Below are 24,583 nucleotides of genomic sequence, written 5' to 3' on the forward strand. Positions count from 1 at the left end.
TAGAAATGTTACCGCTCGACTTGCATGTGTTAGGCCTGCCGCCAGCGTTCAATCTGAGCCATGATCAAACTCTTCAATTAAAAGTTTTTTTGTTCCCACTCATAAAGAGTGAAGAACGGCGCTCATTGAATTCTGATTTTGATTTCTCTTTATAAAAGAAAAATCGAATTGACTGTGCTGAATAACTTCTCTTATAAAGAGAGATTATTCCGTTGGTCACTCAGCTCAATTGAGACTCTAAATTTGTTTGCGTCATCTAGCGAACTAGAATCTGCTGTTAGAACTCAATCTGTACGAGTGCCCACACAGATGATTGCTTCATATTTTTAAAGAACGTTGCGATGACTCTTCATCGCGTCAGGGCTGCGTATATTAAGCCTTCCTGACTTAAAGTCAACTAGAAAATTTAATTTTCTTTTTCTCAAAGAGAAGTAACTTTTCCGTCTAACTTTCCCGACCACTTTGCTCATTGCTTTTCAGCGTTGTGCTCCGTGTCGGTGGATGCGCATTATAGGGAGTTCGAAATTCAGATCAACACTTTTTTTAAAGATCTTTTCCGTTCGCTCAAAATGTAAGCAAAGAGAGCTGTTTTACTACTTAAACGACCAGATATTAGTCAATTTTGGGGAATATAAATGAAGATCCTTCCTTTAAATGTTGCTATGTGAACTAATCTGGTTAAGATAAGGCTTTTCGTTTTGTTAAATTAATGTTTACTCCATGTATATTGGTAGATCACAATGACATCAGCTAATCTAAAAACAATTATAATCACCGTTTGTAGCGCAGTTTTAGGCTACGTTCTTCTCGCTTTCGTTTTATCTACACCCTCTTTATCTGCACCATTGGCATTTGCTTTGGGTGCGGCGCTCACAGGGATCCTGTTGTTGGTGCTTAACGGCAAAAGCAACAGCGCGGCTGCAGAGGAAGCCGCAACGGATACAAAAACGCTTTATGTAGGTAATCTTCCCTACCGTGCCAATGAACATATGGTTAAAGAACTATTTGAACAACACGGCATGGTGTTTAGTGTGCGCTTATTAAAAGATAAGCATACGGGCAAACGCCGTGGCTTTGGTTTTGTCGAGGTTGCATTAAAAGACGCCGACCTAATGATCAACCAGCTTAATGATAAGGAATATCAGGAAAGAACGCTTAAGGTCAGAGAAGCGAAGCAAAAACAAGATAACGACGAATAAAAAAGAGGGCTAAGCCCTCTTTTTTATTACTTACCTGTACTCAGATCAGTTAGATACCATCACCATCTATATGCAAACCACACTCTCGGCTTAAACCAAAGAAGCGCGTTTCTTCCTCTGTCATCCCCGGCTCAAGCTTGCGCGTGGTGTGAACATCCCCCATAGACACGTAACCCTGCTCCCACAGTGGATGATAAGGCAAGTCATGCTTGCTCAGATATTGGTAGACGTCACGGTTATCCCATTCAATGATGGGATACACCTTAACGGTTCCCCGACTGATTTCGACAATGTTCTTGTCTTGACGGGTACTTGATTGCTGACGTCGCAGACCACTGAACCAAGTTCCCGCTTCAAGTTCCTGCAGGGCCTGAGTCATAGGCTCTACCTTATTAAGCTGGTTATAGAGCTTAATACCCCCTTCACCCTGCTCCCATAGCTTGCCGTATTTGGCTTCTTGCCAGGCAGGACTTAGCTGTGATTTATAGACCTTTAAGTTCAGCTGTAAGCGCTGCGTTAACTGGTCAATAAATTGATAAGTTTCAGGGAACAGATAACCGGTGTCGGTCAGGACCACGGGAACGTCCTGCTTTACATTGGTCACCAAATGCAACATCACCGCAGCTTGTATGCCAAAGCTGGAGGACAAAATATGCGTACCCGGCAAATTTTCCATCGCCCATTGCACCCTTTGCTCGGGGGTCTTATCGGCTAAGATGGTATTGATATCCACCAACAGAGCCTGCTGCTCGGCTTTATCAAGCGTTAATATCTGACTAAATGCGCTCATTATCTCGTCCTCACAGTACGCTTAAGCGTAAAAGTCTGTTTTTGATACCTTGACCTCGGCCACGATCCCTTGGCGGATCACAAAATCACCGAAACCTTCCGCATCATTGCGCTCACTGGCCCAGCGACCAATCAGTTCATCAAGGGCATTGAGGTACACATCTTCACCCACATTCTCCAAATAGAGTTTAGGTATACGTGTACCTTCGCGGTTGCCGCCTAAGTAAAGGTTGTATTTACCCGGACCTTTACCTACCAGGCCAGCTTCGGCCAGCATGGCACGACCACAACCATTAGGGCAGCCAACCACGCGTAAGATAATGTGATCGTCAGCAACACCATGCTTAGCCAAGAGCGCTTCCGTCTTTTCAATCAGATCCGGCAAGTAACGCTCCGCTTCCGCCATAGCCAATGGGCAGGTAGGCAAGGCCACACAGGCCATTGACGCCTTACGCTGCTCGGTATGGGTATCGTCGATAAGGCCATGTTCACGAGCAAGCTGTTCAATCACCGCCTTTTGATCCGCAGGAACACCGGCAATGATCAGGTTCTGGTTAGCTGTCATGCGGAAATCACCTTGGTGGATCTCGGCAATTTTGCGACAACCAGTTTTTAAGGCCTTATCAGGGAAATCTAGAATACGGCCGTTTTGGATAAACACGGTGAGGTGATGTTTACCATCTATACCTTCAACCCAACCGAAGCGATCGCCACGGTGAGTGAATTCATAAGGACGACTTTCTTCAAACTTCACACCGGCACGTTTTTCAACTTCGGCCTTAAAGGCATCGCTGCCAAAGGTATCTAGGGTGTATTTAGTCTTGGCATTTTTACGGTTCACTCGGTTACCCCAATCACGCTGCACAGATACAACGTGCTCGGCGATAGCCAGGGTGTGCTCAAGCGGCACATAACCAAAGTCATCCGCCTTACGCGGGTAAGTATTTACATCACCATGAGTCATGGCCAGGCCACCACCAACCAAGACGTTAAAACCAACCAACTTGCCGTTTTCGGCAATGGCCACAAAGTTCAAGTCGTTGGCATGCACATCCACTTCGTTGTTCGGTGGAATGGTCACGGTCGTTTTGAACTTACGTGGCAAATAGGTTGAACCTAAGATTGGCTCTTCGGTGGTTTCCGACTTTTCACCATTTAACCAGATCTCTGCATAGGCTCGTGTTTTTGGTAGCAAATGCTCAGAGATCTTCGCCGCCCACTCATAGGCTTCCTGATGTAGTTCCGACTCCACCGGGTTAGTGGTGCACAGTACGTTACGGTTTACATCACCGGCGGTAGCTATCGAGTCAATGCCAACGCTGTTAAGCATCTGGTGCATGTCTTTAATATTCGGCTTTAAAACACCGTGAAACTGGAATGTTTGACGGGTCGTTAGTCGAATCGAACCGTACATAGTCTTTTCTTCAGCAAATTTGTCGATGGCTAACCATTGCTCCGGCTTGATGATGCCGCCGGGCAGACGGGCACGCAGCATCACGTTGTGCAAAGGCTCAAGCTTTTGTTTCGCTCGCTCGGGACGAATATCGCGGTCGTCCTGCTGGTACATGCCGTGGAAACGGATAAGCTGGAAGTTATCGTCGGTAAAGCCACCGGTGATCTGATCCTTAAGATCCGCTTCTATGGTGCCGCGTAAAAAGTTACTTTCGGTTTTTAAACGCTCGTTGTCAGCAAGTTTGGCCTGTGGATCATGCTTGCTATTTGGCTTGTAATCGCTCATTTCAATTCCTACATTCGGGGCGCTGACGGGCGCTTAATAAACATCTTTTTGGTAACGGTTAGCGCTGCGTAGCTCTTTCAAATATTGCTCGGCGCTGTCATCATCTTTGCCACCCTGGGCTTTGATCACATCAACTAAGGCCTGGTGTACGTCTTTGGCCATGCGTGAGGCGTCACCACAGATATACACATGAGCGCCCTGCTCTAACCAGGCAAACAGCTGCTCGCCCTGTTCACGGATACGGTCTTGTACATATACTTTCTGCGCCTGATCACGGCTCCAAGCCACATCAACCTTAGTCAGCAGGCCCGACTTCAAGTAGCCTTGAATTTCAGTTTGGTACAAGAAATCCTGAGTAAAGTGCGGGTTGCCGAAAAACAGCCAGTTATTACCTTGCGCATCACGGGCTTCACGCTCTTGTAAGAAGGCGCGGAAAGGTGCAATACCCGTCCCCGGACCTATCATGATCACTGGCGTATTATCGTCAGCAGGCAAACGGAAATTATCATTGTGCTCGGTAAATACCTTAATGGTCGCGCCTTCTTCGGCAAATCGACCCAGATAACCTGAGCAACCACCCAGGTGCTGCTCGCCAAAACCGTCGAACTCAACCACGGCAAGAGTAAGGTGCACTTCGTCTTCAACTTCCGCCTGGCTTGAGGCGATAGAGTAAAGACGCGGCTGCACTTTGCGCAGGCTGTCTACTAGCTCTTGAGCGCTCACCTTGGCTGGGTTTTGGAAAATAACATCATAGGTTTGACGCGCTTCTATGTACTCGCGCATCGCCGCCTTATCTGCAACCAGTGCCAATAATTCGGCGTTCTCGGTCACAGCCGCATATTTTTCCACGAAGCCAGGGTAAGACTGCGTTAGCTCTAGGCGCTCGATTAATGCATCACGTAAACTTAAAGCTTCACCGCCCAAGGTTATCTGAGTCTCGCCATCTAGCTCTAAAGTCGCTAAAACCTTATCGACCTTGGTTTCATCGTTAAGGAAATACACGCCCAATGAATCGCCAGGTTGATACTGGATATCAGAACCCTCTAAAGATATCTCGATATGGCGCACATCTTTTGTTGAGTCGCGACCTGTGATCTTCTGTACCGTCAGCAATTCGGCGGTAAATGGATTTTGCTTGTTGTACTGGCTCGCCGCACCCGCGGTCATCGGCATGCTTACTACATTGTTATTCGTTTGTTGGGCTTTAAGGTCAGGCTCGAAAGCATCCAGGGCACCATTGATCCAAGCGTCACTGTGATCTTCATAATCCACGTCCAGGTCGGCACGTTGCAGGATCACTTCGGCTCCGAGCTTAACTAAACGCTCTTCAAAATCTTTTGCGGTTTGGCAGAAGAACTCATAGCTGGAGTCACCCAAACCCAACACGGCAATTTTTACACCTTCTAATTTTGGTGCTTTTTTCGTGGCTAAAAACTCATACAGGGCTTCGGCATCTTCAGGCGGCTCACCCTCACCATAGGTAGATACCACTATGCTGATAAACTGCTCTTTCTTCAGTGCCGTCGGCTTATAATCGGCCATGCTCACCAGGTTTACTGCTAGGCCGCGTGCTTGTGCCTGCGCTTGCAATTGCATAGCCACGCCCTTGGCATTACCGGTTTGCGAGCCGTATAGGATGGTCAGAGTTGCGGCTTCGCCGGCATTGGTCGCCACGCCACCAGCTATAGCGGCACTGTTTGCATTGCCAGCCAGATAACCACTTACCCAGGCCTGCTGAATTGGATTTAATTCGGCCACCAAACCTTGAAGTTTTTGCACCTGCTCAGGTGTAAGCGGACTTGCCGCCGCGTTCAGCTGGTTTAACAACATCTTTTTTCCTCTAACCCAAAACTACATCGCCCTTGTGCCATGCAGTGTAAAATGTGTGTTTGCCCGGCAACAAAAAAGGTCAATACCAGGCTATGGTGAGCCTGAAGCATACCTAGGTGCGAAGGCAGGAAAAAAGAATAGAATCTGCTTTGTTATTCCAATTGGTTATTAATTTCGTTTTTTTCCAACAAAAACAGTTTAAATGAATGTGTTAGATGGATGGGGAGCCCCCAATAATGGGAAGCTGATTAAATGTGGGAGTGCACACAGAGCAACAAAAAAGCGCCTTTTGGCGCTCTGTTAGTCTTCTACGGCGTAGATGGTGACTTCTATACCGGCGCCGATGGCGGAGATACGCAGTAAGGTATCGGCGCTGATCGCTTCATTAAAGCATTTTGGTGAATGCCCTGAGCTAAAGCCTAAGTCGAAGGTACGACGCGAGCAGGTCAGCCATTGTTTTAACGCGGCCTTAGAACAAGACTCGATCAGTTCACACAATTCATTAATGGCCTTATCCGGGCTGATGGCATCGCTGTTGGCCTCAAAACGAGCCAACTGGCGGGTATCATCCTTGTCATAATGCAGCACCACGGCGCGCTTATCCAAGTCGGCAACCAGGGCACTAATGTCCTGTTGCGATTCCAGTTCAAGATCAACGTTAAGAAATTGAATGTCTGCCATCTAGTGTTTTGCTCCCGTTTACGCCACAGGCCGGTTAAGTTTAAATCTGCGCCATTGTGTCATATTGACCATTAATAACAAGGGCGTACACCGGAGTTCTCCAACCCTTGGCAATAACAATAGTGAATAAACGCCTTTTTAAACATAGTTGAACTGTTTATAAATGGGCGCCCTTTATATGCCTGCCCTAGCCTTGCGTTAGGAGCGAAAGTGCTGCTTGAGCAATTGGGCAAAGGCTTGAACCTTGGCACTGCGGTGCATTTGGTGGTGCGTTACCAACCAGATATCGTGCTGCCAATTCAGTTCCTTGGGCAGCACGGGGCGCAGCTGAGGGTATAGGCGGGCCACCTCTTTTTGCATGCCGCCAATCCCCAGACCATTGACCACGGCGCGGTTGGCGTCGGATGTTTCCGACACCCGCAGAGTGATTTGCGACGCGTTAATATGCTCATCAACCCAGGCAAAGTAAGGAACCCGGCTATTAAAACCGGCCACCCCGGAAATAAAGTGATGCTGCTGCAACTCACTTAACGACTTGGGCTCCCCCATGCGTGCCAAGTAACGCTCGTGGGCAAAAAGCCCTGAATCTCGGATACACAGGTGCTGAGCAATATAGTCACCTTCGTCGGGACGCGGACCTGCGCGCACGGCTATATGCGCCTGACCATGATCCAGACGTAAGCGCTTTTGATCTAAGAGTATCTCTAACTGCACTTGCGGATGACGCTGTTGAAAAATCTCGCACACGGGCGCCAGAAGATCGATAAAACCACTGACCGTGGTCAACAACAATGAACCGCTTAATGTGGTGTCGGCGGCCATGATGCTGCTGTGCAGAGATTCAAGCTGCTCGTTAATCTGCTCGGCACTGGCAAACAGCTGGGCGCCGGTTTCTGTCACCGTATAGCCTCGGGCATGACGATGAAACAAACGGGTATTCAAACTTTGCTCGAGATGGTTAATGCGCCTTAACACTGTGCTGTGATGCACACCTAGCGCCTGAGCTGCCGAAGTCAGGGTGCCGCGGCGGGCAACCTCAAAGGCCACCTTAATATCCTGCCAATCGCTAAACTCACTCGCCATGGCTTCGTCCTTATGTGTTTATATGCACATAAGCTTTGCGTTTTTTACGCTTTTTTGCAAGGCGATTTTCTTTTAAAGTAACCTCCAAGCACACAGCAACCATTGCCACCGCATAAGGATCACCAATATGACTAACGCAAAAATCATCGCCCTGGCGGGCAGCCTACGTAGCAACAGTTTTAACCACGCAGTTATCGCCCATGCCGCCGAGCTGGCAAGGCAGCAAGGCGCGGAAGTTGAAGTTCTATCCCTGGCCGAACTTGACCTACCTATGTTTAATGAAGACATTGAAGCCCAAGGCACACCCGCAAGCGTCAATATCCTCAAAGACAAGCTGCGCTCTGCAGATGCCATCTTGTTGGCCAACCCGGAGTATAACGGCTCTATCACCGCGGTGTTAAAAAATGCCATCGACTGGGCATCACGCACCGAGCCAGGCGCCATGCCGGCATTTCGCAATAAGGTGGTAGCCTTATTTGCCGCCTCACCCGGTGGTCTGGGTGGTCTGCGTGGCCTTAACCATGTTCGCGATATTCTCAGCGGCATCGGCGCCCTGGTACTAGGGGATCAGCTTGCCATAGGTGGCGTACATACCCTGGTTGATGAACAAGGTCAGATCAATGACGCCGCCACCAGCGAGAAAATCAATGCACTAACGGCGCAACTGGTCTATGTCACCGAGAAACTAAAGGGTTAAGCTACGGCGAAAGCGATACAGGCCAATAAGATTGCTGGTAAGGAACAGGGCCTCCATCACCATGGCGACCGGCGAGCCAGCAATCACTGCAAAGGCCAACCAAAAGCAGGTGCCGAACAACATGCTGACACGCATACGCACCTGCTCCCCCTGAAAAGCCGCATAGGTTTGCAAACAACTGCCGGCTACCGCCAATAACGACCACCAGGAATCCATTACCAAGACGCCAAGCACTAAGGCGCAAAGGATAAAAAAGCGCATCAATTGCCGGCGCTGATAGCGAATGCTGATGGCATACCGTACCGAGGCCAGCGCCATTAAGGCCGCCCCCGCCGCTTGTTGCAACAACATATAATGAATGGACGTCAATGCCGTCGAGGCGACCAAACAGGCCAGCACATAATGACGGCGATAGAATTGAAACGACATTAAATCAAGCGCCACGGCAATGGCCGCAAGCACTTGGGAAATAAGATAATAGGTCATGCTTCCTCCGCACGCCGATAATGAACGGACGACGGCAAAAGCGCCTTAACCTTTGTTAATTGATCCCTAATCGAGCACGAATACGTGACAGGCTGACCGCGCTGATCCCCAGATACTTAGCCACCTGATGTAAACTCAGCTGTGCCAACCAGTGGCGGCGATGTTGATAGAGATATTGATAGCGCTGCTGCGGTGTTTGCAGCAAGAGAAACGCTTCTTTGGCTTCCTTATACAGCACCTGCTGTTTTAACAGTGCCAGCACCAGGGCTTGCCATTCAGGCCGAGAGAGGGCATCAATAGGCACGCGCAATACCTGGCTCGGTTTAAGCACCTCAATATTGTATTGGGCAGCACCTTGATTGATCCAAGCGCTGTATAAGAACACCAACTCCCCAGCAAAATAGAACTCTTTATAATGTTCGCAGCCCGCTTCATCCAGATGGGTCGCCACCAGCACGCCGGAAACAATAAAGTAAGCATATTCCTGCATCTCTCCCTGGCTAAGCAGGCGTTTCCCCGGCGCCATGTCTAGGTAGGACTTATCCGCTGTCGCCTCTATCTGCGCTTGCAGCTGACGATTAAGCTCAGGGTTGACCTCCCCCAGTCCTTCATAAGCCATGTCGGCTCCTTTAACTTGCCGACTGGCTAGCCGACTGGGCCGCTAATTTGGCTTTAATAAAGTCGTTGTGGGTAACATAGAGCAAGTCGGCAACGCGACGCACCACGTGCTCCTCGTGTTTATCCAGCTCGCCATCCGCATAGGCCAGTTGCCACAGCAGTTGCACTATTTCCACCCTCTGCTCGGCACTGGTGTTGTCATTGATCTGTTTAGAAAAGCGGAAGTAATCTATGGCGTCGTCCAGGTCCCGGGTGGCGGCCTTGATCAGGGTATCCACCTGCTCCATATCCAGGGCAAAGTACTTTTGCAATAAAGCCTGCAAGCTTGCTTGCTCTTGCGCCTGTAGCTCGCTGTCGGCGCGCATCACCTCAACCAATAGGGCGGCCACCGAGATTTTAAAATCCGGTAACTGCGGCTGCTCGGGTGTTGCCGCCAGGGACGTAAAAAACTGCTTAATATGCTCTAACATGGCAGGGCCCTCGCTAAGTGTTACACTCACTGTAATGGATACGCAGTACTGAGACAACAGGGGCGATTATGACTCTACATACACCTTTACTGGCAAGCATGTTGATATTGCTGGCAGCCAGTAGCTACGCGCAAACGCCCGAGGGCAAACGCGAGAAGCTTTATGACTTCGACGAAAAGGTACATTACTACCAAACCAAGCTGGCCGATAAGCGCTATCGCCTGGAAGTAGTGGCCGATGATTACGAGCACTTTCAACGCCAGAGTGTGTTTCTGTTGCGTCACGCACGCAAGTTGTGCCGCAGCGCAGCGTTTAACATACAAGTATTTGAAGGGGTGCAGGAATATGATCGCTTCCCCACTACCCCACGCGCCTATGAACCCAATCTATTGACCGAAGTCAGCTGCGATTAGTCCGTATAACCCCAAGGCGCGGCTGGCGCTGCAATGGGCTTGGTCAGGTCAAAGTCAACGCGGAACTCACGTCCTTCGCGCACTAAGCGATAAGTGAACTTTTCAGGGTAGATATACATTTGCCAGGTATTGCCGATTGACTGGGGAATACCCTGAGCAACAAACAACTCTTTGGAATACTGATCCGCAGGGAAAGACTGCACATTGGCATAGCCGGCATCCAAAGTATGACCGCCATACATGGTTGAGGCATCGTCGGTGCCGTCTTCATGGCGGTGATCATGCTTCAGACTTAAACCACTACCGGTTTTAGTGATAATCCAGGTACGTGACGCATCCTCGCCCACATGAAAAGGAATTTGCAATTCGCTGTCGCTACAACGGCGCACATGCATCACCAGCTTAGCCTCGCTAAAGCTGCTTGGACCGGCGTTATCAACACTCACTTCACCTTGGTAGGCCTTACCACAATGCGCCTTGAGATTGTTAAAGAAAGCATCGTGGCTGGGAATAGACACTAAAGGCGCAGGGCGTGCAGCGGCTATTGTACTCAGACTTAATACTGCCGCACTCATGGCAAAAGCTAATTTCATGATGTTCATCCATTACAAAAATAAAGCGCCATAGTAGCGCTTTAATTATACGTCTTGCGAGTTTTTGAGATTATTGCCAAGGACGCTCGACCTGCAACTGCTGCTCAAAGGCCTCGATTTGCGGATTAAACTGCTCGGTGACCCCGATAAAGTCCAGGCCGCTAAGCAGACGCTCCTTAATATCGGCGCGCACCTCAAAGGCAATGGGCGCAAAGGCCGCGCTCAGCAATTGCTGGTTTTGCAAATCAACATCTATATGCAAGGGCGTGTCGCCCTGCGCCAGGGCAAATAAGGCATCAAGTTGCTCGCTGGGCAAGGTAATGGCCAGCATCTGGTTATTGGCACAGTTATTGAAGAAGATATCGGCAAAGCTTTCGGCAATAATCACACTGAAGCCATATTGCTTTAACGCCCAGGGCGCGTGCTCACGGGATGAGCCACAGCCAAAGTTATCGCGACTAAGCAGCACGCTGGCGCCCTGATATTGCGGATAGTTAAGCACAAAGCTTGGATCCGGCTCTCCACTTTCCAGGTAACGCCAGTCGTAAAACAAGGCCTTATCAAAACCATCGCGACTGGTGGAGGTTAGAAACTGTTTTGGAATTATCTGATCTGTATCGACATTATTCTTGTCCAAAGGGGCGACTAACCCAGTGTGAAAATAGCTCATGAGTTGGCTCCTTGAATATCGACGAAGTGGCCGGCAATGGCGGCAGCAGCGGCCATAGCTGGGCTGACCAAATGAGTGCGACCACCGCGCCCCTGACGGCCTTCAAAATTACGGTTAGAGGTAGAGGCGCAGCGCTTACCCGGCGCTAAACGATCATCATTCATGGCTAGACACATGGAGCAACCCGGCTCTCGCCACTCAAAGCCAGCGGCCTTAAAGATTTCCGCCAGGCCTTCTTCTTCCGCTTGTTTTTTCACTAATCCTGAGCCTGGTACAATCAAGGCTTCAATGCCAGGAGCTACCTGCTTACCGGCAACAATTTCGGCGGCAGCGCGCAAATCTTCAATGCGGCTATTGGTACAGGAGCCTATAAAGACGGTATCAACACTGACCTCGCTCAACTTTTGCCCCGGCTTAAGATCCATGTATTTCAAGGCGCTGCGGATGGCATCGGCCTTGATTAAATCCGTCTCTTGCTGCGGATCGGGAATAGGCTCATTCACACCTATGACCTGCTCCGGGCTGGTGCCCCAGGTGATTTGCGGCTGTATCTGGGCAGCATCAATTTCGATAACCTTATCAAATACCGCATCGGCGTCACTGCGCAAGGTCTGCCAGTAGGCAATGGCGGCGGCAAAGTCTTCACCGCGCGGTGCAAAAGGACGACCCTCAAGGTAGGCATAGGTTTTTTCATCCGGGGCGATTAAGCCGGCCTTGGCGCCCATTTCTATACTCATATTGCACAGCGTCATGCGCGCTTCCATCGATAGTGCTTCAATGCCGGTGCCGCAGAATTCGGCGACATAGCCTGTACCACCGGCGGTGCCTAATTGACCTATCACTGCCAAGATTAAGTCTTTTGCCGTCACCGTCGGGCGTAAAATGCCATTAACTTGAATCTTCAGCGACTTGGCTTTTTTCTGCTGCAAAGTTTGAGTCGCCAGCACATGCTCGACCTCGGAAGTTCCTATGCCGTGCGCCAAGGCACCAAAGGCACCATGGGTTGAGGTATGGCTGTCGCCACAGACTATGGTGGTGCCGGGCAAGGTGATGCCCTGCTCCGGCCCCATGACATGGACTATGCCTTGGTTAATGGAATCAAGATCGTACAAGACGATGCCGAAGTCTTTGCAGTTTTGCGCCAGGGCCTGCAACTGATTACGCGACACCTCGCTGGCGGCAGCCAATGAACGGCTCTTGGTAGAAACGTTATGATCCATGGTGGCAAAGGTTTTTTGCGGGCAACGCACAGGGCGGTTTTTCTCGCGCAGACCGGCAAAGGCCTGGGGCGAGGTCACCTCATGCACCAGGTGACGGTCGATATAAAGCAAATCGGTTTGTTCGTTTAAGTGGGCAACACAATGCGCCTGCCAAATTTTGTCGTATAGGGTTTGGGCCACTTGCTCGTTCCTCATTCTCGGTTAAATTCGCTCAACAATGGCCTTGGCCACATCTTTGGTGCTATAGCCCGCGTGCGGGAAGATATCCGGGGTGCCGACACCGGCGGCCACCGCTTCGGCCACCGCTTTTTCAATGCGCCGCGCCGCTTCGTCCTGGCCCAGGGAGTAACGCAGCATTAACGCCGCACTTAAAATCTGCGCTATGGGGTTGGCAATACCCTGACCGGCAATATCCGGGGCCGAGCCCCCCGCCGGTTCATACAGACCAAAGCCAGATTGATTCAGACTTGCCGAAGGCAGCAAGCCCATGGAGCCAGTGATCATCGCGCATTCGTCGGAAAGAATATCGCCGAACAGGTTATCGCACAGCAACACATCAAATTGGCTGGGCTGTTTAACCAACTGCATGGCGGCGTTATCTATATAGATGTGGTCTAAAGTGACATCCGGGTAGTCACGACTCACCTCATTAACCACCTCACGCCATAGCACGCTGGTTGCCAACACATTGGCCTTATCCACCGAAGTCACATGATTTCGACGCAGGCGCGCGGCATCAAAGGCAAAACGGGCGATGCGCTCGATTTCTTCACGGGAATAAGTCTGGGTATCAAACGCCGCTTCCTGAGCCCCCGTGCCACTGCGACCCTTTTCACCAAAATAAATGCCGCCGGTCAGCTCGCGCACACATAAAATATCGAAACCGTTGGCGCTGATGTCCTGGCGCAGCGGTGAGGAATGACTCAACGCCGGTAATAGTTGCGCCGGGCGCAGGTTACAGAACAAGCCAAAGTGTTTGCGTAGCGGCAACAAGGAAGCCCGCTCCGGCTGTTGTTCCGGCGGCAGGCCTTCCCATTTAGGGCCGCCAACGGCACCAAATAAGATGGCGTCGGCACGCTCGCAAGCTGTTAGCGTGTGCGCCGGCAAGGCTTCACCAAATTCATCTATGGCACAACCGCCAACCGCATGATGCGCCAGGGTTAGGGAAAACCCGAATACCTCACTGGTGGCCGCCAAAACCTGCTCGGCCGCCGCCATGACTTCCGGACCTATGCCGTCACCCGCTAGTACGGCGATACTATAACTTTGTTGACTCATCCTGCTTTCCTTTGTTGCTTTAAGCTCGAAACCTGTTGGGCTCGATAAATAATGTTGTACACACGCACCATGGCATGCACCGAGGCTTCGACAATATCTGCCGCCAGGCCTGCGCCGTGATAGGTGCGCCCTTGATATTTAGCAATAATATCTACCTGACCCAAGGAGCTGGCGCCCTGACCTGTGGCGTCCAGGTTGTATTCGATTACATCCACATCCATGCCGGTTAAGCGCGCTAAGGCAGCAAACGAGGCCTCGACCGGGCCATTGCCCGTGGCCGCTTCTTGCTTCTGCTCGCCGGCCACACTAAGGCCGATAGTCGCAGTAGCCACGGATTGGGAGTTTGAAGTGGCATTGACATACTGCAATTGGTAATGCTCATCCTTGTCGCGGATTTGATTAAAGTAGATCATCGCTTCCAGGTCGTAGTCATAAACCGTGCCTTTTTGGTCGGCCAGCTCCAAGAAGCTGGTATACAAGCTGTCCATATCATAGTCGTCGCTATGATAGCCAAGCTCGCTTAGGCGGTGCTCTATCACATGACGACCGGAGCGCGAGGTCATATTTAACTGGTTGCTGGGCACGCCGACGCTTTCCGGTGACATGATTTCATAGGTATTTTGCGCTTTTAGGACGCCATCCTGGTGAATACCCGAGCTATGGGCAAAGGCGTTTTCGCCAACAATGGCTTTATTAGGCTGCACCGGCATATTGCATATTTTCGCCACCTGACGTGACGCCCGGTAAATCTCCTCGCTACGAATATCCGTATGCACCTTAAGGTGGTCCTGACGCATCTTCATGATCATCGCCACCTCTTCCAAGGAGCAGTTACCGGCGCGCTCTCCTATGCCGTTAACAGTACATTCGATTTGGCGCGCCCCCGCTTGCACCGCAGCAATGGAGTTGGCCACAGCCAAACCCAAATCATTGTGACAGTGCACGCTTAAGCGTGCCTTATCTATGTTTGGCACATGGTTCATTAAATGATGGATCATCGCCGCATACTCATCCGGGGTGACGTAACCCACGGTATCCGGCAGGTTAATGGTGTTGGCGCCAGCGGCTATGGCCTGCTCGACGATGCGGCATAGGTGATCATGAGGCGTGCGCCCGGCATCTTCACAGGAAAATTCCACATCATCGGTGTAGTTACGGGCTTGCTTAATGGCCTTCACCGCCATAGCGGTAGCATCATCCAAAGACATTCGTAACTTATGTTCTAAATGCAGTGGACTGGTGGCGATAAAGGTATGAATACGCCCCTGCTGCGCCGTTTTTAAAGCCTCGCCGCAAGCTTCAATGTCTTTAGCTACCGCTCGTGCCAAACCGCAGATAATCGGCCCCTTTACTTCGCTGGCAATGCGCTGCACGGCACGAAAATCGGCGGGACTGGAAACAGGAAAGCCCACCTCCATCACATCAACATTAAGGCGACTGATAGCATGAGCGAGCTGCAGCTTGTCATCTTCGGTCAAACTTGCCTTTAGTGCCTGCTCACCATCGCGTAAGGTGGTGTCAAAGATCCAAACCTTGTCTTGCATATTCTGTCCTCATCCTCAGTGCCCAATGCCAAAAATTAACCCGTTAGAAATAAAAAACCCCGCTCAGTGCGGGGTCTTATTCAAAGTCTGTGTCACACACAGCCAACGCGCTACGCCCCGCAGTCTTGCTCTAGGAGCAGCAGGTTGAGTAAGCGAGTAATTGACTGAGTAGTGTGCATCATGGGTATTCGTTCGTTTGTAAGTTGGCTATTTTTTAACACTAACCAAGGGGCAGAAGCAAGCATAAAAAATCCAACAAAAAGGGATTTTAACCTGGATTTAAGGAAAATAATTCCAATCAAAAACAAAATTTGGAATATAAAAACCAAGATAAGAAGGAAAGGCACAGAGGCTAACTCTGCGCCTGGGGATCTCTGCGTATATTATTTTATTTTAATGGCTGGGTTTATTTGCTGTTTTTTTGCGCGTAATGATACCCGCCGAAGGAAATATATCTAAGCTGCCACTGCAAACGCTCTACCAGCTCCTCGCGGGCCTGACCTTCTAAATCCAGTGCTTCCGCTCCTGAGGTAAAAACAATTGTCACCATGGCCTCGGCCTGCATATAGGCATGATGGCTATCACACTGGGTTTCCCCTTCAAGATAATGAGCCAACTCCAGAATAAAGTGTTTTATCTCTCGGGCAACGGCGGAACGAAATGCTTTCGAGGTACCCGAGCGCTCCCGCAGCAGCAGTCGAAACTGGTTGGGCTGGTTGTCGATAAACTCCATAAAGGTGAGCACTGAGGTGGAGATCACACTGCCACCACTGGCAATACGACGACGCGCCTGGCGCATCAACTGGCGCAGGGTTAAACCGGCTTCATCAACCATGGTCAGACCCAGTTCGTTCATGTCTTTAAAATGGCGATAGAAGGACGTTGGGGCAATACCTGCTTCACGGGCCACCTCACGCAAACTGAGGTTAGAAAAGCTATGCTCAGCACTCAATTGGTTAAAGGCCGCCGCAATTAATGCTTGACGGGTTTTCATTTTTTGCTGGGCACGAACTCCGGCCATGGTTGCTACCTAAGCTGATAAAAACTCAAGTCTAATACTTGACGCTAAGAGATTGAACCTCTATTTTAGCGTACACTTGTACGCTGAGATTTTTTATAAATGAAAAAACCCCCTCTTTTATGGCTCAATGTGCTGTTTTTCAGCCTATCTTTTTTGGCCGCTATTACCCTTGTTCCCTGGTACGGTATAACCCAGGGTTACAGCGCTTCTCATTGGTGGGCCTTTGTTGCCTGTATGTTTTTTGCCGGTCTTTCAATCACCGCCGGCTACCACCGTTTATGGGCTCATAAAGCCTATGAGGTGCACCCAGTCATTGAAGTTATCTTTGCCCTCGGCGGCGCCTTTGCTCTGCAAAACAGTGCCTTGCACTGGAGCAGTGACCACAGGGTACACCATGGTCAGGTCGACGATCCGGAGAAGGACCCCTATGCCGCCACCCGAGGTTTTTGGTACAGCCATATTGGCTGGATGCTGCGCGATTACCAGGGTGAGGCCTACAGCAACTACAACAACGCCCGCGACCTGCAACGCAACAAGGTGGTCATGTGGCAACATAAGCATTATATGAAGTTGGTGATCTTGATGAATATCGGCCTGCCCCTGCTGCTCGGGGTTCTTTTTGGCGACATCATCGGCATGCTGTTACTGGCGGGCTTACTGCGTCTGGTGTTATCTCAGCACTTTACCTTCTTTATTAACTCCCTGGCCCATATCTGGGGTTCGCGTCCTTATACTCAAAAAAATACCGCCCGTGATAATGGCTTGCTGGCGCTGCTTACCTATGGCGAGGGTTATCATAACTTCCACCACATTTTTGCCAGCGACTACCGCAATGGCATTCGTTGGTGGCACTACGATCCAACCAAATGGATGATCCGCACCTTCGCCTATGTGGGGCTGGCGAAAAAACTTAAACGCACACCCATAGAACGCATCGAGCAGGCCAAGGCGCAAACCTTATTGACTAAAACCAAGGTCGAACTTGCCGCTAAGGAAGTCGCTCATGATAAACTGGCGCTATTGCAAAACGAGTACGAAGTATTGCTGAAAAAACTGCAGCATTTTTGTCAGGTACAGAAGCAGGTGCTTGAAGCAAAAAAGAATTCGATGCTGCAACAATGCGAAAAATCCGCTTTAATGAAGCAATATCATGAACTAGAAGATGCTTGGCAAACACAAAAGCAGGCCTGGTTGGCGTTAAATGCACGCTTACTAAAGGCGTATAGCTAAGAGCAGATTGCCGGGTTTAAAAGGGTAAAGGAGTGAGCGTGGCCAAACAAACCACAAGTAAGAAGAAGCCCGAGGCGGCATACCAGTATGACGCCATTATTATTGGTACAGGCCCTGGGGGTGAAGGCACCGCCATGAACCTGGCCAAAAGCAATAAAAGGGTGGCAGTGATCGAACGCCAGCGCGCAGTCGGTGGTGGCTGCGTGCATTGGGGAACCATTCCTTCCAAGGCTCTGCGCCACTCGGTCAGCCGTTATATCGAATACAAGGCCAACCCCTTGTTCCATATCTCAGAGCGTCCTAGCCGCCTGACCTTTGGTGATATTCTACGTCATACCAGCGCGGTGATCTCTAAACAGTCGAGCTTACGCAGCAGCTTTTATGAACGCAACCGCATCGACCTGTATCAAGGTGATGCTAGCTTTATCGATCAGCATACGGTTCAGGTGCAACATCAGGACGGGTCAATCGAGCAACTAAGCGCGCCAACCATAGTGATCGCCACTGGCTCACGCCCCTATCGTCCGGCGGAAATCGACTTTAATCATCCCCGCGTCTATGACAGCGACACCATTTTAAATCTGCAACACGATCCACAGCGCATTCTAATTTACGGCGCAGGTGTGATTGGTTGTGAGTACGCTTCTATTTTCAAAGGTTTAGGCACCAAGGTTGATCTGGTTAACACCCGTGATCGCTTACTGGCCTTTATGGATGACGAGATTTCCGATGCCCTAAGCTACCACTTTTGGAACAGCGGCATTTTTATTCGCCACAATGAAGAATTCGATCGCGTTGAAACCCGCGACGACGGCATCATTATGCATATGAAGTCGGGCAAGCGGGTCAAGGCCGACTGCCTGCTCTTTGCCAATGGCCGTACCGGTAACACAGACACCTTAAACCTGGCAGCGGTAGGCTTAAAAGCCGACAGCCGTGGCCAACTTAAGGTTAATGAGAGCTACCAAACCGACGTCGATAATATCTATGCGGTCGGCGATGTCATTGGTTACCCCAGCCTGGCCAGCGCCGCCTTTGACCAGGGGCGTATCTGTGCCGATGCCATAGTCAAAGGGGAATGTAACGAAAAGCTGATCATAGATATCCCCGCCGGCATCTACACCATTCCGGAAATGAGCTCGGTGGGTAAAACCGAACAGCAGCTTACCGCCGCCAAAATTCCTTACGAGGTGGGTCGGGCCCAGTTTAAACACCTGGCTCGGGCGCAAATTGCCGGCACAGATGTGGGTAGCCTAAAGATTCTATTCCATAGCGAAACCAAGGAAGTCCTGGGGGTACACTGCTTTGGTGAGCGTGCCTCGGAGATAGTGCATATCGGTCAGGCCATTATGGAGCAGAAAAATGGTGGCAATAATGTCGAGTACTTCGTCAATACCACCTTTAACTACCCGACTATGGCAGAAGCCTACCGGGTGGCGGCACTAAACGGGCTTAATCGTTTAGTTTGATATAGATTAAGAAAATACCCTTTATAAATACAAAAATGGGCCTTGTGCCCATTTTTTAGCATTCAGCCCTTGTTCAACTGTAAAATTATTGTAAACTCGGTGATATAATAAGAAAAAGTTAGGAAAAGGGAATGAAAATACGTGCTTTTGGTCTTTGTGCAGCATTAAGTCTGGCAAGTTTCGCCACATTCGCCGATTATTCCAGCGCGCAGAAAGATCTCCAAAATAAAAATTTCGACGCCGCCTTCTCTGAATTTAAAAAGCTCGCCGAGCAGGGGCACCCCCAAGCCATGTTCGAGCTGGCCAAGATGTATGAGCAGGGCCTTGGAGCCCCAGCCGATATCTACAACGCTTTTTCTTGGTATATGCTTGCCCTGGATTACGGTAACGACGATGCCAAAGATCGCTATCGTGATATCCGCAGTACTGTCCCCTCTCGTAAAGACGGGAAAGACCACTACAAGGCATTGTCATACAAATTCGGTTATGACAAACACCAGCAAACCCTGGCGCCCATTGAAGATAAATCCGGCCACGATGCCCGCTATATTTCGGTTAAACAAAAGGTAAATCCGGAATATAACGATGAAGGCGGCATTCAAAGCGCCTGGGCTACGGTGAGCTTTGACGTTAACCAGCAGGGTCATGTTATAAATGAGCGGGTGATCGCCTCCTTCCCTAAAGGAGTAATAGATGACGCCGCCTTAGCCGCTATTACCCAGTGGCAATACAATGTACCTAACGACTACAGCGGCGAACCGCAAGCTGTGTTCGACCTAACTCACACCTTTGAATTACAAAGCAGCCAGAACAATTATCGCCGTGAATATAAGTCACAATTGGCGGAGTATTCACAAAAGCTTAAAGCGCTCGCCGTTCAAGGCAATAACTACGCCCAGGCTCGCTACGCCATGATGCTGGAAGCCGGCTTAGTGGACAACAGCGATGAGCATTACCTGGATTGGTACTACCGCGCTGCCATTAACGGCAACTATGACGCGCAATTATGGTTGGTTCGTTGCTTTGAATACGGCACTGCCTGTAAAGCCGATAAACAAAAGGCTTATAACTGGTTGGAAGTAGCCAGCCACAGCGGTAACGAGCGCGCTCAATATCAATTGGCCAACAAGCTGCTCGACTATGAAACTGTGCATTATGACCTGGATAAAGCGGCGAAAATTCTTAAACAAGCCACGCATCAGCAGTATCTGCCGGCGATGATCGCCTATGCCAAGCTGCTTGCTTTTGCCGATAAGGAATCGATCCGCAACTATGAAGAAGCGGTAAAATACGCCGAGCTTGCTCGCGCCGAAGCACCGGATAACCCGGTCCTGCTTTCCGTACTGGGTGTTGCCTACAGCGAACTGGGACGCATGCAGCAAGGTGAAAAATACCTGCGCCAGGCATACGACGAAGCCAAGCGCCGTAACTGGCCAACGCAGAATTACCTGGAGCTGATGGAAGGCCGTGCCTCCATGATGGCTAACGGCACCAGCCTGATTTACTAAAGGCTGCTAACAGACACAAAAAAGCCCGCAACTGCGGGCTTTCTTATTTAGGCTGTACTTACTTGTGGTATTGCGCACTTAGCTCATGTACGGCATTGATAAAGGCACCGGCGTGCTCAGGATCAACGTCCGGGGTAATACCATGGCCCAGGTTGAATACATGACCGCTGCCATGACCAAAACCGGCCAGAATCGACGCTACTTCTTCACGAATGCGCTCAGGTGAGGCATGCAGCATGGATGGATCCATATTACCCTGCAGTGCCACCTTGTCGCCTACACGGCGCTTGGCATCGGCAATATCTATGGTCCAATCCAGACCTATGGCATCACAGCCGGTCGCAGCAATCTTTTCGATCCACTGACCACCGCTCTTAGTGAACAGGGTGACCGGTACTTTACGGCCATCGTTTTCACGAATTAAGCCATCAACGATTTTGTGCATGTAACGCAGTGAGAACTCTTCGTAGTCACGCGGGCTTAATACCCCACCCCATGAATCGAAAATCATTAAGGACTGCGCACCGGCTTTTACCTGCGCATTCAGATAGCTGGTAACCGAGTCGGCCAGCTTGTCTAACAACAAGTGAAGCGTTTTAGGCTCAGCAAAGGCCATTTTCTTAATTTTACCGAAGGTTTTGCTCGAACCGCCCTCAACCATGTAGGTCGCCAGGGTCCAAGGTGAACCAGAGAAACCGATTAAAGGCACTTCGCCCTTAAGCTCGCGACGAATGGTGCGAACCGCGTTCATCACGTAGCCCAGCTCGTCTTCCGGATCGGGAATGGCGATCTTGGCAACATCTGCATAACTCGTTACCGGGCGCTCAAATTTAGGGCCTTCACCGGTTTCGAAGTACAGTCCCAAGCCCATGGCATCAGGAATGGTCAGAATGTCGCTGAACAGAATCGCCGCGTCCAAAGGATAACGACGCAATGGCTGTAAAGTTACCTCACAAGCGAGCTCGGCATTTTTACATAAGCTCATAAAGTCCCCGGCCTGAGATCGGGTAGCGCGATACTCTGGCAAATAGCGACCGGCTTGACGCATCATCCATACCGGCGTTTTATCAACGGGCTGTTTAGCTAAGGCACGTAAATAACGATCATTTTTCAATTCGCTCATGGCGTAACTCTTTCGGTTCAAATTTTAGTTGGGCGGGATTCTACCATAACCTAGATTCACTATGATGAAATAGATCATGGAAATGCACATTTGTGCGTCAGCAAATGTGAAGCTTGATAAAAAAATGTAAATTTTTTTGTTAAAAGAACTTGCAACGCTTATACGACCTTGGTATAACTAATGCCGTTCTAGAGAATAATAATAAAAAGTTAGAACAAACATAATAAAAAGAAGCTCGTACAACGAGACTGCTAAAGAAATTCGGCCACCCTTGCGGTGGCTTTTTCTTTTCCAGCGCTTTATTTCTCTAACCTGCCTGATAACAATCATCCGACCTCCGCCCTGTAATAATCTGAAATAATAATTGTGAAAAATAGGTTGACCTTTGCCTCAGATTTCCCTTTTATAGAAGGTAACGCCAGCGAGGTTAGGAGAGCAATGATGTTATCGCAATTGGAAAAAGCACAACAAAAATGGGGTGGTAGCCATAGCGTCATCGATAAGTGGTTAACCGACCGCCAGGAACTATTGGTGCAGTACTGCGGCCTAGCGGGTCCGGCGCACCATGGTAAGCATGATCAGGCATTACCGGAGCAAGCCAATATCCAGAGTTTTTGCCAATTACTGATGGACTACCTCTCAGCCGGCCATTTTGAAATCTACGACGACATAGTTAAGCAATGCGAAAGCCGCGGCGAAGACAGTCTGAAATTAGCGCGCTCCTTGTATCCGCAAATTTCCGCCACCACAGATATCGCCCTCGACTTTAACGATAACTACGCGGAAACCAAAAGCGACGATTTACTTGAGAACTTCGATAAAGACCTATCGCAGCTCGGCGAAGCACTGAGCATTCGCTTTGAATTGGAAGATGAGTTGATCCACAACCTCTACACCAATTACACTTAATTCAATACACAAAAAAGCCCCACTCATTGAGTGGGGCTTTTTTTTGCGTTTATGCTTGTGTGCGGCAGTTTTGACCACCGCACAACAACTAACCCTGATTACTCAGCGTCAGTCTTTTCCGCTTTAACGATCTCAAGCAGCTCAACTTCGAATACCAGCGTTGAGTTAGCAGGGATCTTACCTAGGTCACGCTCGCCGTAAGCAAGCTCTGAAGGAATAGTGAACTTGTACTTAGAGCCAACAGGCATAAGTTGTAGACCTTCAGTCCAGCCAGGGATAACGCGGTTAAGCGGGAAGCTGGTAGGTTCGTTACGAGAGTAAGAGCTGTCGAACTCGGTACCGTCAATCAAGGTGCCTTTGTAGTGTACCTTAACCGTGTCGGTTTCAGCTGGCTTGTCGCCTTCGGCAGCCGTCAGCACTTCCCACTGTAGACCAGACTCAGTTACCGTCACGCCTTCTTTCTTAGCGTTATCGGCTAGGTATTTTTCACCTTCTTCTTTGCTCTTGGCTGCAGCGGCTTTCGCTTGCTCTTGCTGCTTAGTACGTACTGACTCATCAAGAGTAGTTAGCACTTCACGAATTTTCTCTTCGTCTAGCTTGGCTTCACCGGCTAGCGCATCTTTAAAACCACGTAGCAATAGCTCTTGGTCAAGCACGATACCCAGCTCTTTTTTGTCCGCTAGATCTTTGTTTAGGAAAGTACCCACAGAGGCACCAATACCATAAGCCTGTTGCTGAGCTTCAGTTTCTAGTTTTACTTCTTTTACTTCTTGCTTAGCTGCTTCTTGGTTACACGCTGCAAGGGCTAGTACTGATGCCGCTACAAGCGATAGCTTAATTGTTTTTTTCATATCTATCTCCGGCAACATAGGGTTGCCAATTTAAGGTTACAAAACTAAATTTTGATTAACAGACCTTAACCCGTAAAGCCCATTTTTCCAACTCCAGCATGAGGCTGTTTTTCAAATTACTTTAATGAAATAATTAGAAAAACAACCTTGAGTTGCGACCCTAGTCTAACTGCTTGAAGCAACAGAGTTAAGGGACACGTGCAAATTTATGATAATAATTTGCACACTAGTCGTTACGGCCTTGTGAAGCCTGATTGTCGCCCGTCAGCCGCAGCAATTCTATGCTGTTAAACAGCACCCACACGCCGCCATATAAGAAGGCGGTCGTTATAGCCTGGTGTCCGGGATAGACATGGTGTCATCACCTGCAACAATCAAGTCAGGGCGCTAAAATTTCAATGGTACTTGAGTGAAGATGAACAGAATCTGGTTATCGCCCTGGATATTTACGCCGATAACAGCACGGCAGCAAATGCCAAGCCGGGGTTTGGGAGCTGACAACAGGTGCACAGCACAGTAATTTGCAGTATATTGCCTGCCAGAAAATGTCCAACGCTGTGGAATATCCTCTGCAGCAAACGCGTGTTGGATTATCAGGTTGCGGCCAGCCGTTGCCTTAACGAACAGAATCAACCGAGCACCAAAAGTTCCAGTGCTCGGTCCGAGTATTTTGAGATTAAGAGAGCCCCATGAACCACTTAGAAGCACGTATTGAAAGTCTCGAGGCCAAGGTGGCGTTTCAAGACGAGACCATAGATATACTGAATGATGAGCTTAAGGCGCACCAGCAGCAGATGGCGAAGATGCGCCGTCAGATGGAGCTATTGGGCGAGAAGTTCCGTGAAGTGCAAAGCAGTTCGACAATGATGCCGCAGGAGCAAGAGCCGCCCCCGCCGCATTATTAACAAACCCTAAGCTTACTCTGGCTTAAAGACGCCGATCACCTGCTCAAACTGACGTGTTGATGCTTGTACGGCGTTTTCCGGCTGGGTCATGATATGACCGCACTCAACACACTGCACTTTTTCCACATCATGTTCTTTATACAGCATCATGGTATCCATTTGCTGACACTCGGGACAACTGGCCCCGGCAATAAAACGCTTTTTCTGTTTCATACTCTCAACCCCTTGGCCGAAAACACCCGGCTTTAAAGCGCCAGT

At 49.7% G+C, this 24,583-nt stretch carries 25 protein-coding genes and 1 rRNA gene; 8 read left to right on the forward strand and 18 right to left on the reverse strand.

Annotation, left to right across the window (positions count from 1 at the left end; translation table 11 throughout):
* Positions 1-80 (reverse strand): 16S ribosomal RNA (locus C2M17_RS08445); the annotation flags it as partial.
* Positions 81-740: 660 nt separating this feature from the next.
* Between C2M17_RS08445 and C2M17_RS08450 the strand changes: the two genes are divergently transcribed.
* Entirely contained in the window at positions 741-1,199 is a 459-nt protein-coding gene (locus tag C2M17_RS08450) for an RNA recognition motif domain-containing protein (RefSeq protein ID WP_105200391.1), read from the forward strand.
* A gap of 49 nt (positions 1,200-1,248) precedes the next feature.
* Here C2M17_RS08450 and C2M17_RS08455 read toward each other — a convergent pair whose 3' ends face one another.
* The 5 genes from C2M17_RS08455 to C2M17_RS08475 form a co-directional block, all read right to left on the reverse strand.
* Positions 1,249-1,989: a phosphoadenylyl-sulfate reductase gene (locus C2M17_RS08455; RefSeq protein WP_105200392.1), complete on the reverse strand. Its 741-nt coding sequence runs from the start codon at positions 1,987-1,989 to the stop codon at positions 1,249-1,251.
* Positions 1,990-2,010: 21 nt separating this feature from the next.
* The gene (cysI, locus tag C2M17_RS08460) at positions 2,011-3,726 is read right to left on the reverse strand and encodes an assimilatory sulfite reductase (NADPH) hemoprotein subunit (protein WP_105200393.1); all 1,716 of its coding nucleotides are present in this window, start codon (positions 3,724-3,726) and stop codon (positions 2,011-2,013) included.
* Between the two features lie 33 nt (positions 3,727-3,759).
* The gene (locus C2M17_RS08465; RefSeq protein WP_105200394.1) at positions 3,760-5,556 is read right to left on the reverse strand and encodes an assimilatory sulfite reductase (NADPH) flavoprotein subunit; all 1,797 of its coding nucleotides are present in this window, start codon (positions 5,554-5,556) and stop codon (positions 3,760-3,762) included.
* Between the two features lie 300 nt (positions 5,557-5,856).
* On the reverse strand, positions 5,857-6,237 hold the full coding sequence (locus C2M17_RS08470; protein ID WP_105200395.1) for a hypothetical protein: 381 nt from the start codon (positions 6,235-6,237) through the stop codon (positions 5,857-5,859).
* Between the two features lie 198 nt (positions 6,238-6,435).
* A complete protein-coding gene (locus C2M17_RS08475; protein ID WP_105200396.1) occupies positions 6,436-7,320 on the reverse strand; it encodes a LysR family transcriptional regulator in 885 nt (294 codons plus the stop codon).
* A 127-nt stretch (positions 7,321-7,447) separates the two neighbouring features.
* On the opposite strand from C2M17_RS08475, the gene C2M17_RS08480 reads away from it, so the two are divergent.
* Positions 7,448-8,017 (forward strand): NADPH-dependent FMN reductase, encoded by a 570-nt coding sequence (locus tag C2M17_RS08480; protein WP_105200397.1) that lies wholly within the window; start codon positions 7,448-7,450, stop codon positions 8,015-8,017.
* On the opposite strand, the gene C2M17_RS08485 is transcribed toward C2M17_RS08480, so the two are convergent.
* From C2M17_RS08485 to C2M17_RS08495, 3 genes are read right to left on the reverse strand one after another with little or no spacing between them, the layout of a single operon-like run.
* On the reverse strand, positions 8,006-8,503 hold the full coding sequence (locus C2M17_RS08485; protein WP_105200398.1) for a YgjV family protein: 498 nt from the start codon (positions 8,501-8,503) through the stop codon (positions 8,006-8,008). The genes C2M17_RS08480 and C2M17_RS08485 overlap by 12 nt on opposite strands.
* A 55-nt stretch (positions 8,504-8,558) precedes the next feature.
* A complete protein-coding gene (locus C2M17_RS08490; RefSeq protein WP_105200399.1) occupies positions 8,559-9,122 on the reverse strand; it encodes a Crp/Fnr family transcriptional regulator in 564 nt (187 codons plus the stop codon).
* A gap of 10 nt (positions 9,123-9,132) precedes the next feature.
* Entirely contained in the window at positions 9,133-9,591 is a 459-nt protein-coding gene (locus tag C2M17_RS08495) for a tellurite resistance TerB family protein (protein WP_105200400.1), read from the reverse strand.
* Positions 9,592-9,659: 68 nt separating this feature from the next.
* Between C2M17_RS08495 and C2M17_RS08500 the strand changes: the two genes are divergently transcribed.
* Positions 9,660-10,004, forward strand: a complete 345-nt coding sequence (locus C2M17_RS08500; RefSeq protein ID WP_442792498.1) for a hypothetical protein — start codon at positions 9,660-9,662, stop codon at positions 10,002-10,004.
* Here C2M17_RS08500 and C2M17_RS08505 read toward each other — a convergent pair.
* The 6 genes from C2M17_RS08505 to fabR form a co-directional block, all read right to left on the reverse strand.
* Positions 10,001-10,597, reverse strand: coding sequence for a hypothetical protein (locus C2M17_RS08505; RefSeq protein ID WP_105200402.1), 597 nt, complete (start codon positions 10,595-10,597; stop codon positions 10,001-10,003). The two genes, C2M17_RS08500 and C2M17_RS08505, sit on opposite strands and share 4 nt — an antisense overlap.
* Before the next feature lie 70 nt (positions 10,598-10,667).
* Positions 10,668-11,267 carry a 3-isopropylmalate dehydratase small subunit gene (gene leuD / locus C2M17_RS08510; RefSeq protein ID WP_105200403.1) on the reverse strand — a complete coding sequence of 200 codons (600 nt, stop codon included), beginning with the start codon at positions 11,265-11,267 and terminating at the stop codon, positions 10,668-10,670.
* On the reverse strand, positions 11,264-12,667 hold the full coding sequence (gene leuC / locus C2M17_RS08515) for a 3-isopropylmalate dehydratase large subunit (RefSeq protein WP_105200404.1): 1,404 nt from the start codon (positions 12,665-12,667) through the stop codon (positions 11,264-11,266). The genes leuD and leuC overlap by 4 nt, the downstream gene beginning before the upstream one ends.
* Before the next feature lie 21 nt (positions 12,668-12,688).
* Entirely contained in the window at positions 12,689-13,765 is a 1,077-nt protein-coding gene (leuB, locus tag C2M17_RS08520) for a 3-isopropylmalate dehydrogenase (RefSeq protein WP_105200405.1), read from the reverse strand.
* The gene (leuA, locus tag C2M17_RS08525; protein ID WP_105200406.1) at positions 13,762-15,309 is read right to left on the reverse strand and encodes a 2-isopropylmalate synthase; all 1,548 of its coding nucleotides are present in this window, start codon (positions 15,307-15,309) and stop codon (positions 13,762-13,764) included. Before leuA ends, leuB begins: the two co-directional genes overlap by 4 nt.
* Positions 15,310-15,715: 406 nt before the next feature.
* A complete protein-coding gene (fabR, locus tag C2M17_RS08530) occupies positions 15,716-16,330 on the reverse strand; it encodes an HTH-type transcriptional repressor FabR (RefSeq protein WP_105200407.1) in 615 nt (204 codons plus the stop codon).
* A gap of 99 nt (positions 16,331-16,429) precedes the next feature.
* Here fabR and C2M17_RS08535 point away from each other — a divergent pair, with 99 nt between their 5' ends.
* From C2M17_RS08535 to C2M17_RS08545, 3 genes are all read left to right on the forward strand, one after another.
* Positions 16,430-17,560 carry an acyl-CoA desaturase gene (locus C2M17_RS08535; protein ID WP_105200408.1) on the forward strand — a complete coding sequence of 377 codons (1,131 nt, stop codon included), beginning with the start codon at positions 16,430-16,432 and terminating at the stop codon, positions 17,558-17,560.
* A 38-nt stretch (positions 17,561-17,598) separates the two neighbouring features.
* Entirely contained in the window at positions 17,599-19,029 is a 1,431-nt protein-coding gene (sthA, locus tag C2M17_RS08540; RefSeq protein WP_105200409.1) for a Si-specific NAD(P)(+) transhydrogenase, read from the forward strand.
* A gap of 131 nt (positions 19,030-19,160) precedes the next feature.
* Positions 19,161-20,537 carry a TonB family protein gene (locus tag C2M17_RS08545; RefSeq protein WP_105200410.1) on the forward strand — a complete coding sequence of 459 codons (1,377 nt, stop codon included), beginning with the start codon at positions 19,161-19,163 and terminating at the stop codon, positions 20,535-20,537.
* A gap of 58 nt (positions 20,538-20,595) precedes the next feature.
* Here the strand turns inward: C2M17_RS08545 and hemE are convergent, their stop codons facing one another.
* The gene (hemE, locus tag C2M17_RS08550) at positions 20,596-21,660 is read right to left on the reverse strand and encodes a uroporphyrinogen decarboxylase (RefSeq protein WP_105200411.1); all 1,065 of its coding nucleotides are present in this window, start codon (positions 21,658-21,660) and stop codon (positions 20,596-20,598) included.
* 441 nt (positions 21,661-22,101) lie between these two features.
* Here hemE and rsd point away from each other — a divergent pair, with 441 nt between their 5' ends.
* The gene (gene rsd, locus C2M17_RS08555) at positions 22,102-22,569 is read left to right on the forward strand and encodes a sigma D regulator (RefSeq protein WP_105200412.1); all 468 of its coding nucleotides are present in this window, start codon (positions 22,102-22,104) and stop codon (positions 22,567-22,569) included.
* 98 nt (positions 22,570-22,667) lie between these two features.
* Here rsd and fkpA read toward each other — a convergent pair whose 3' ends face one another.
* On the reverse strand, positions 22,668-23,420 hold the full coding sequence (gene fkpA / locus C2M17_RS08560; RefSeq protein WP_105200429.1) for an FKBP-type peptidyl-prolyl cis-trans isomerase: 753 nt from the start codon (positions 23,418-23,420) through the stop codon (positions 22,668-22,670).
* A gap of 689 nt (positions 23,421-24,109) precedes the next feature.
* Here fkpA and C2M17_RS08565 point away from each other — a divergent pair.
* Entirely contained in the window at positions 24,110-24,325 is a 216-nt protein-coding gene (locus tag C2M17_RS08565; RefSeq protein WP_105200413.1) for a SlyX family protein, read from the forward strand.
* 12 nt (positions 24,326-24,337) lie between these two features.
* On the opposite strand, the gene C2M17_RS08570 is transcribed toward C2M17_RS08565, so the two are convergent.
* Positions 24,338-24,538, reverse strand: a complete 201-nt coding sequence (locus C2M17_RS08570) for a YheV family putative zinc ribbon protein (protein WP_105190300.1) — start codon at positions 24,536-24,538, stop codon at positions 24,338-24,340.
* Between the last annotated feature and the right edge of the window lie 45 nt (positions 24,539-24,583).

The organism is Pseudoalteromonas sp. T1lg10, from assembly GCF_002964545.1.
Taxonomy (GTDB): domain Bacteria; phylum Pseudomonadota; class Gammaproteobacteria; order Enterobacterales; family Alteromonadaceae; genus Pseudoalteromonas.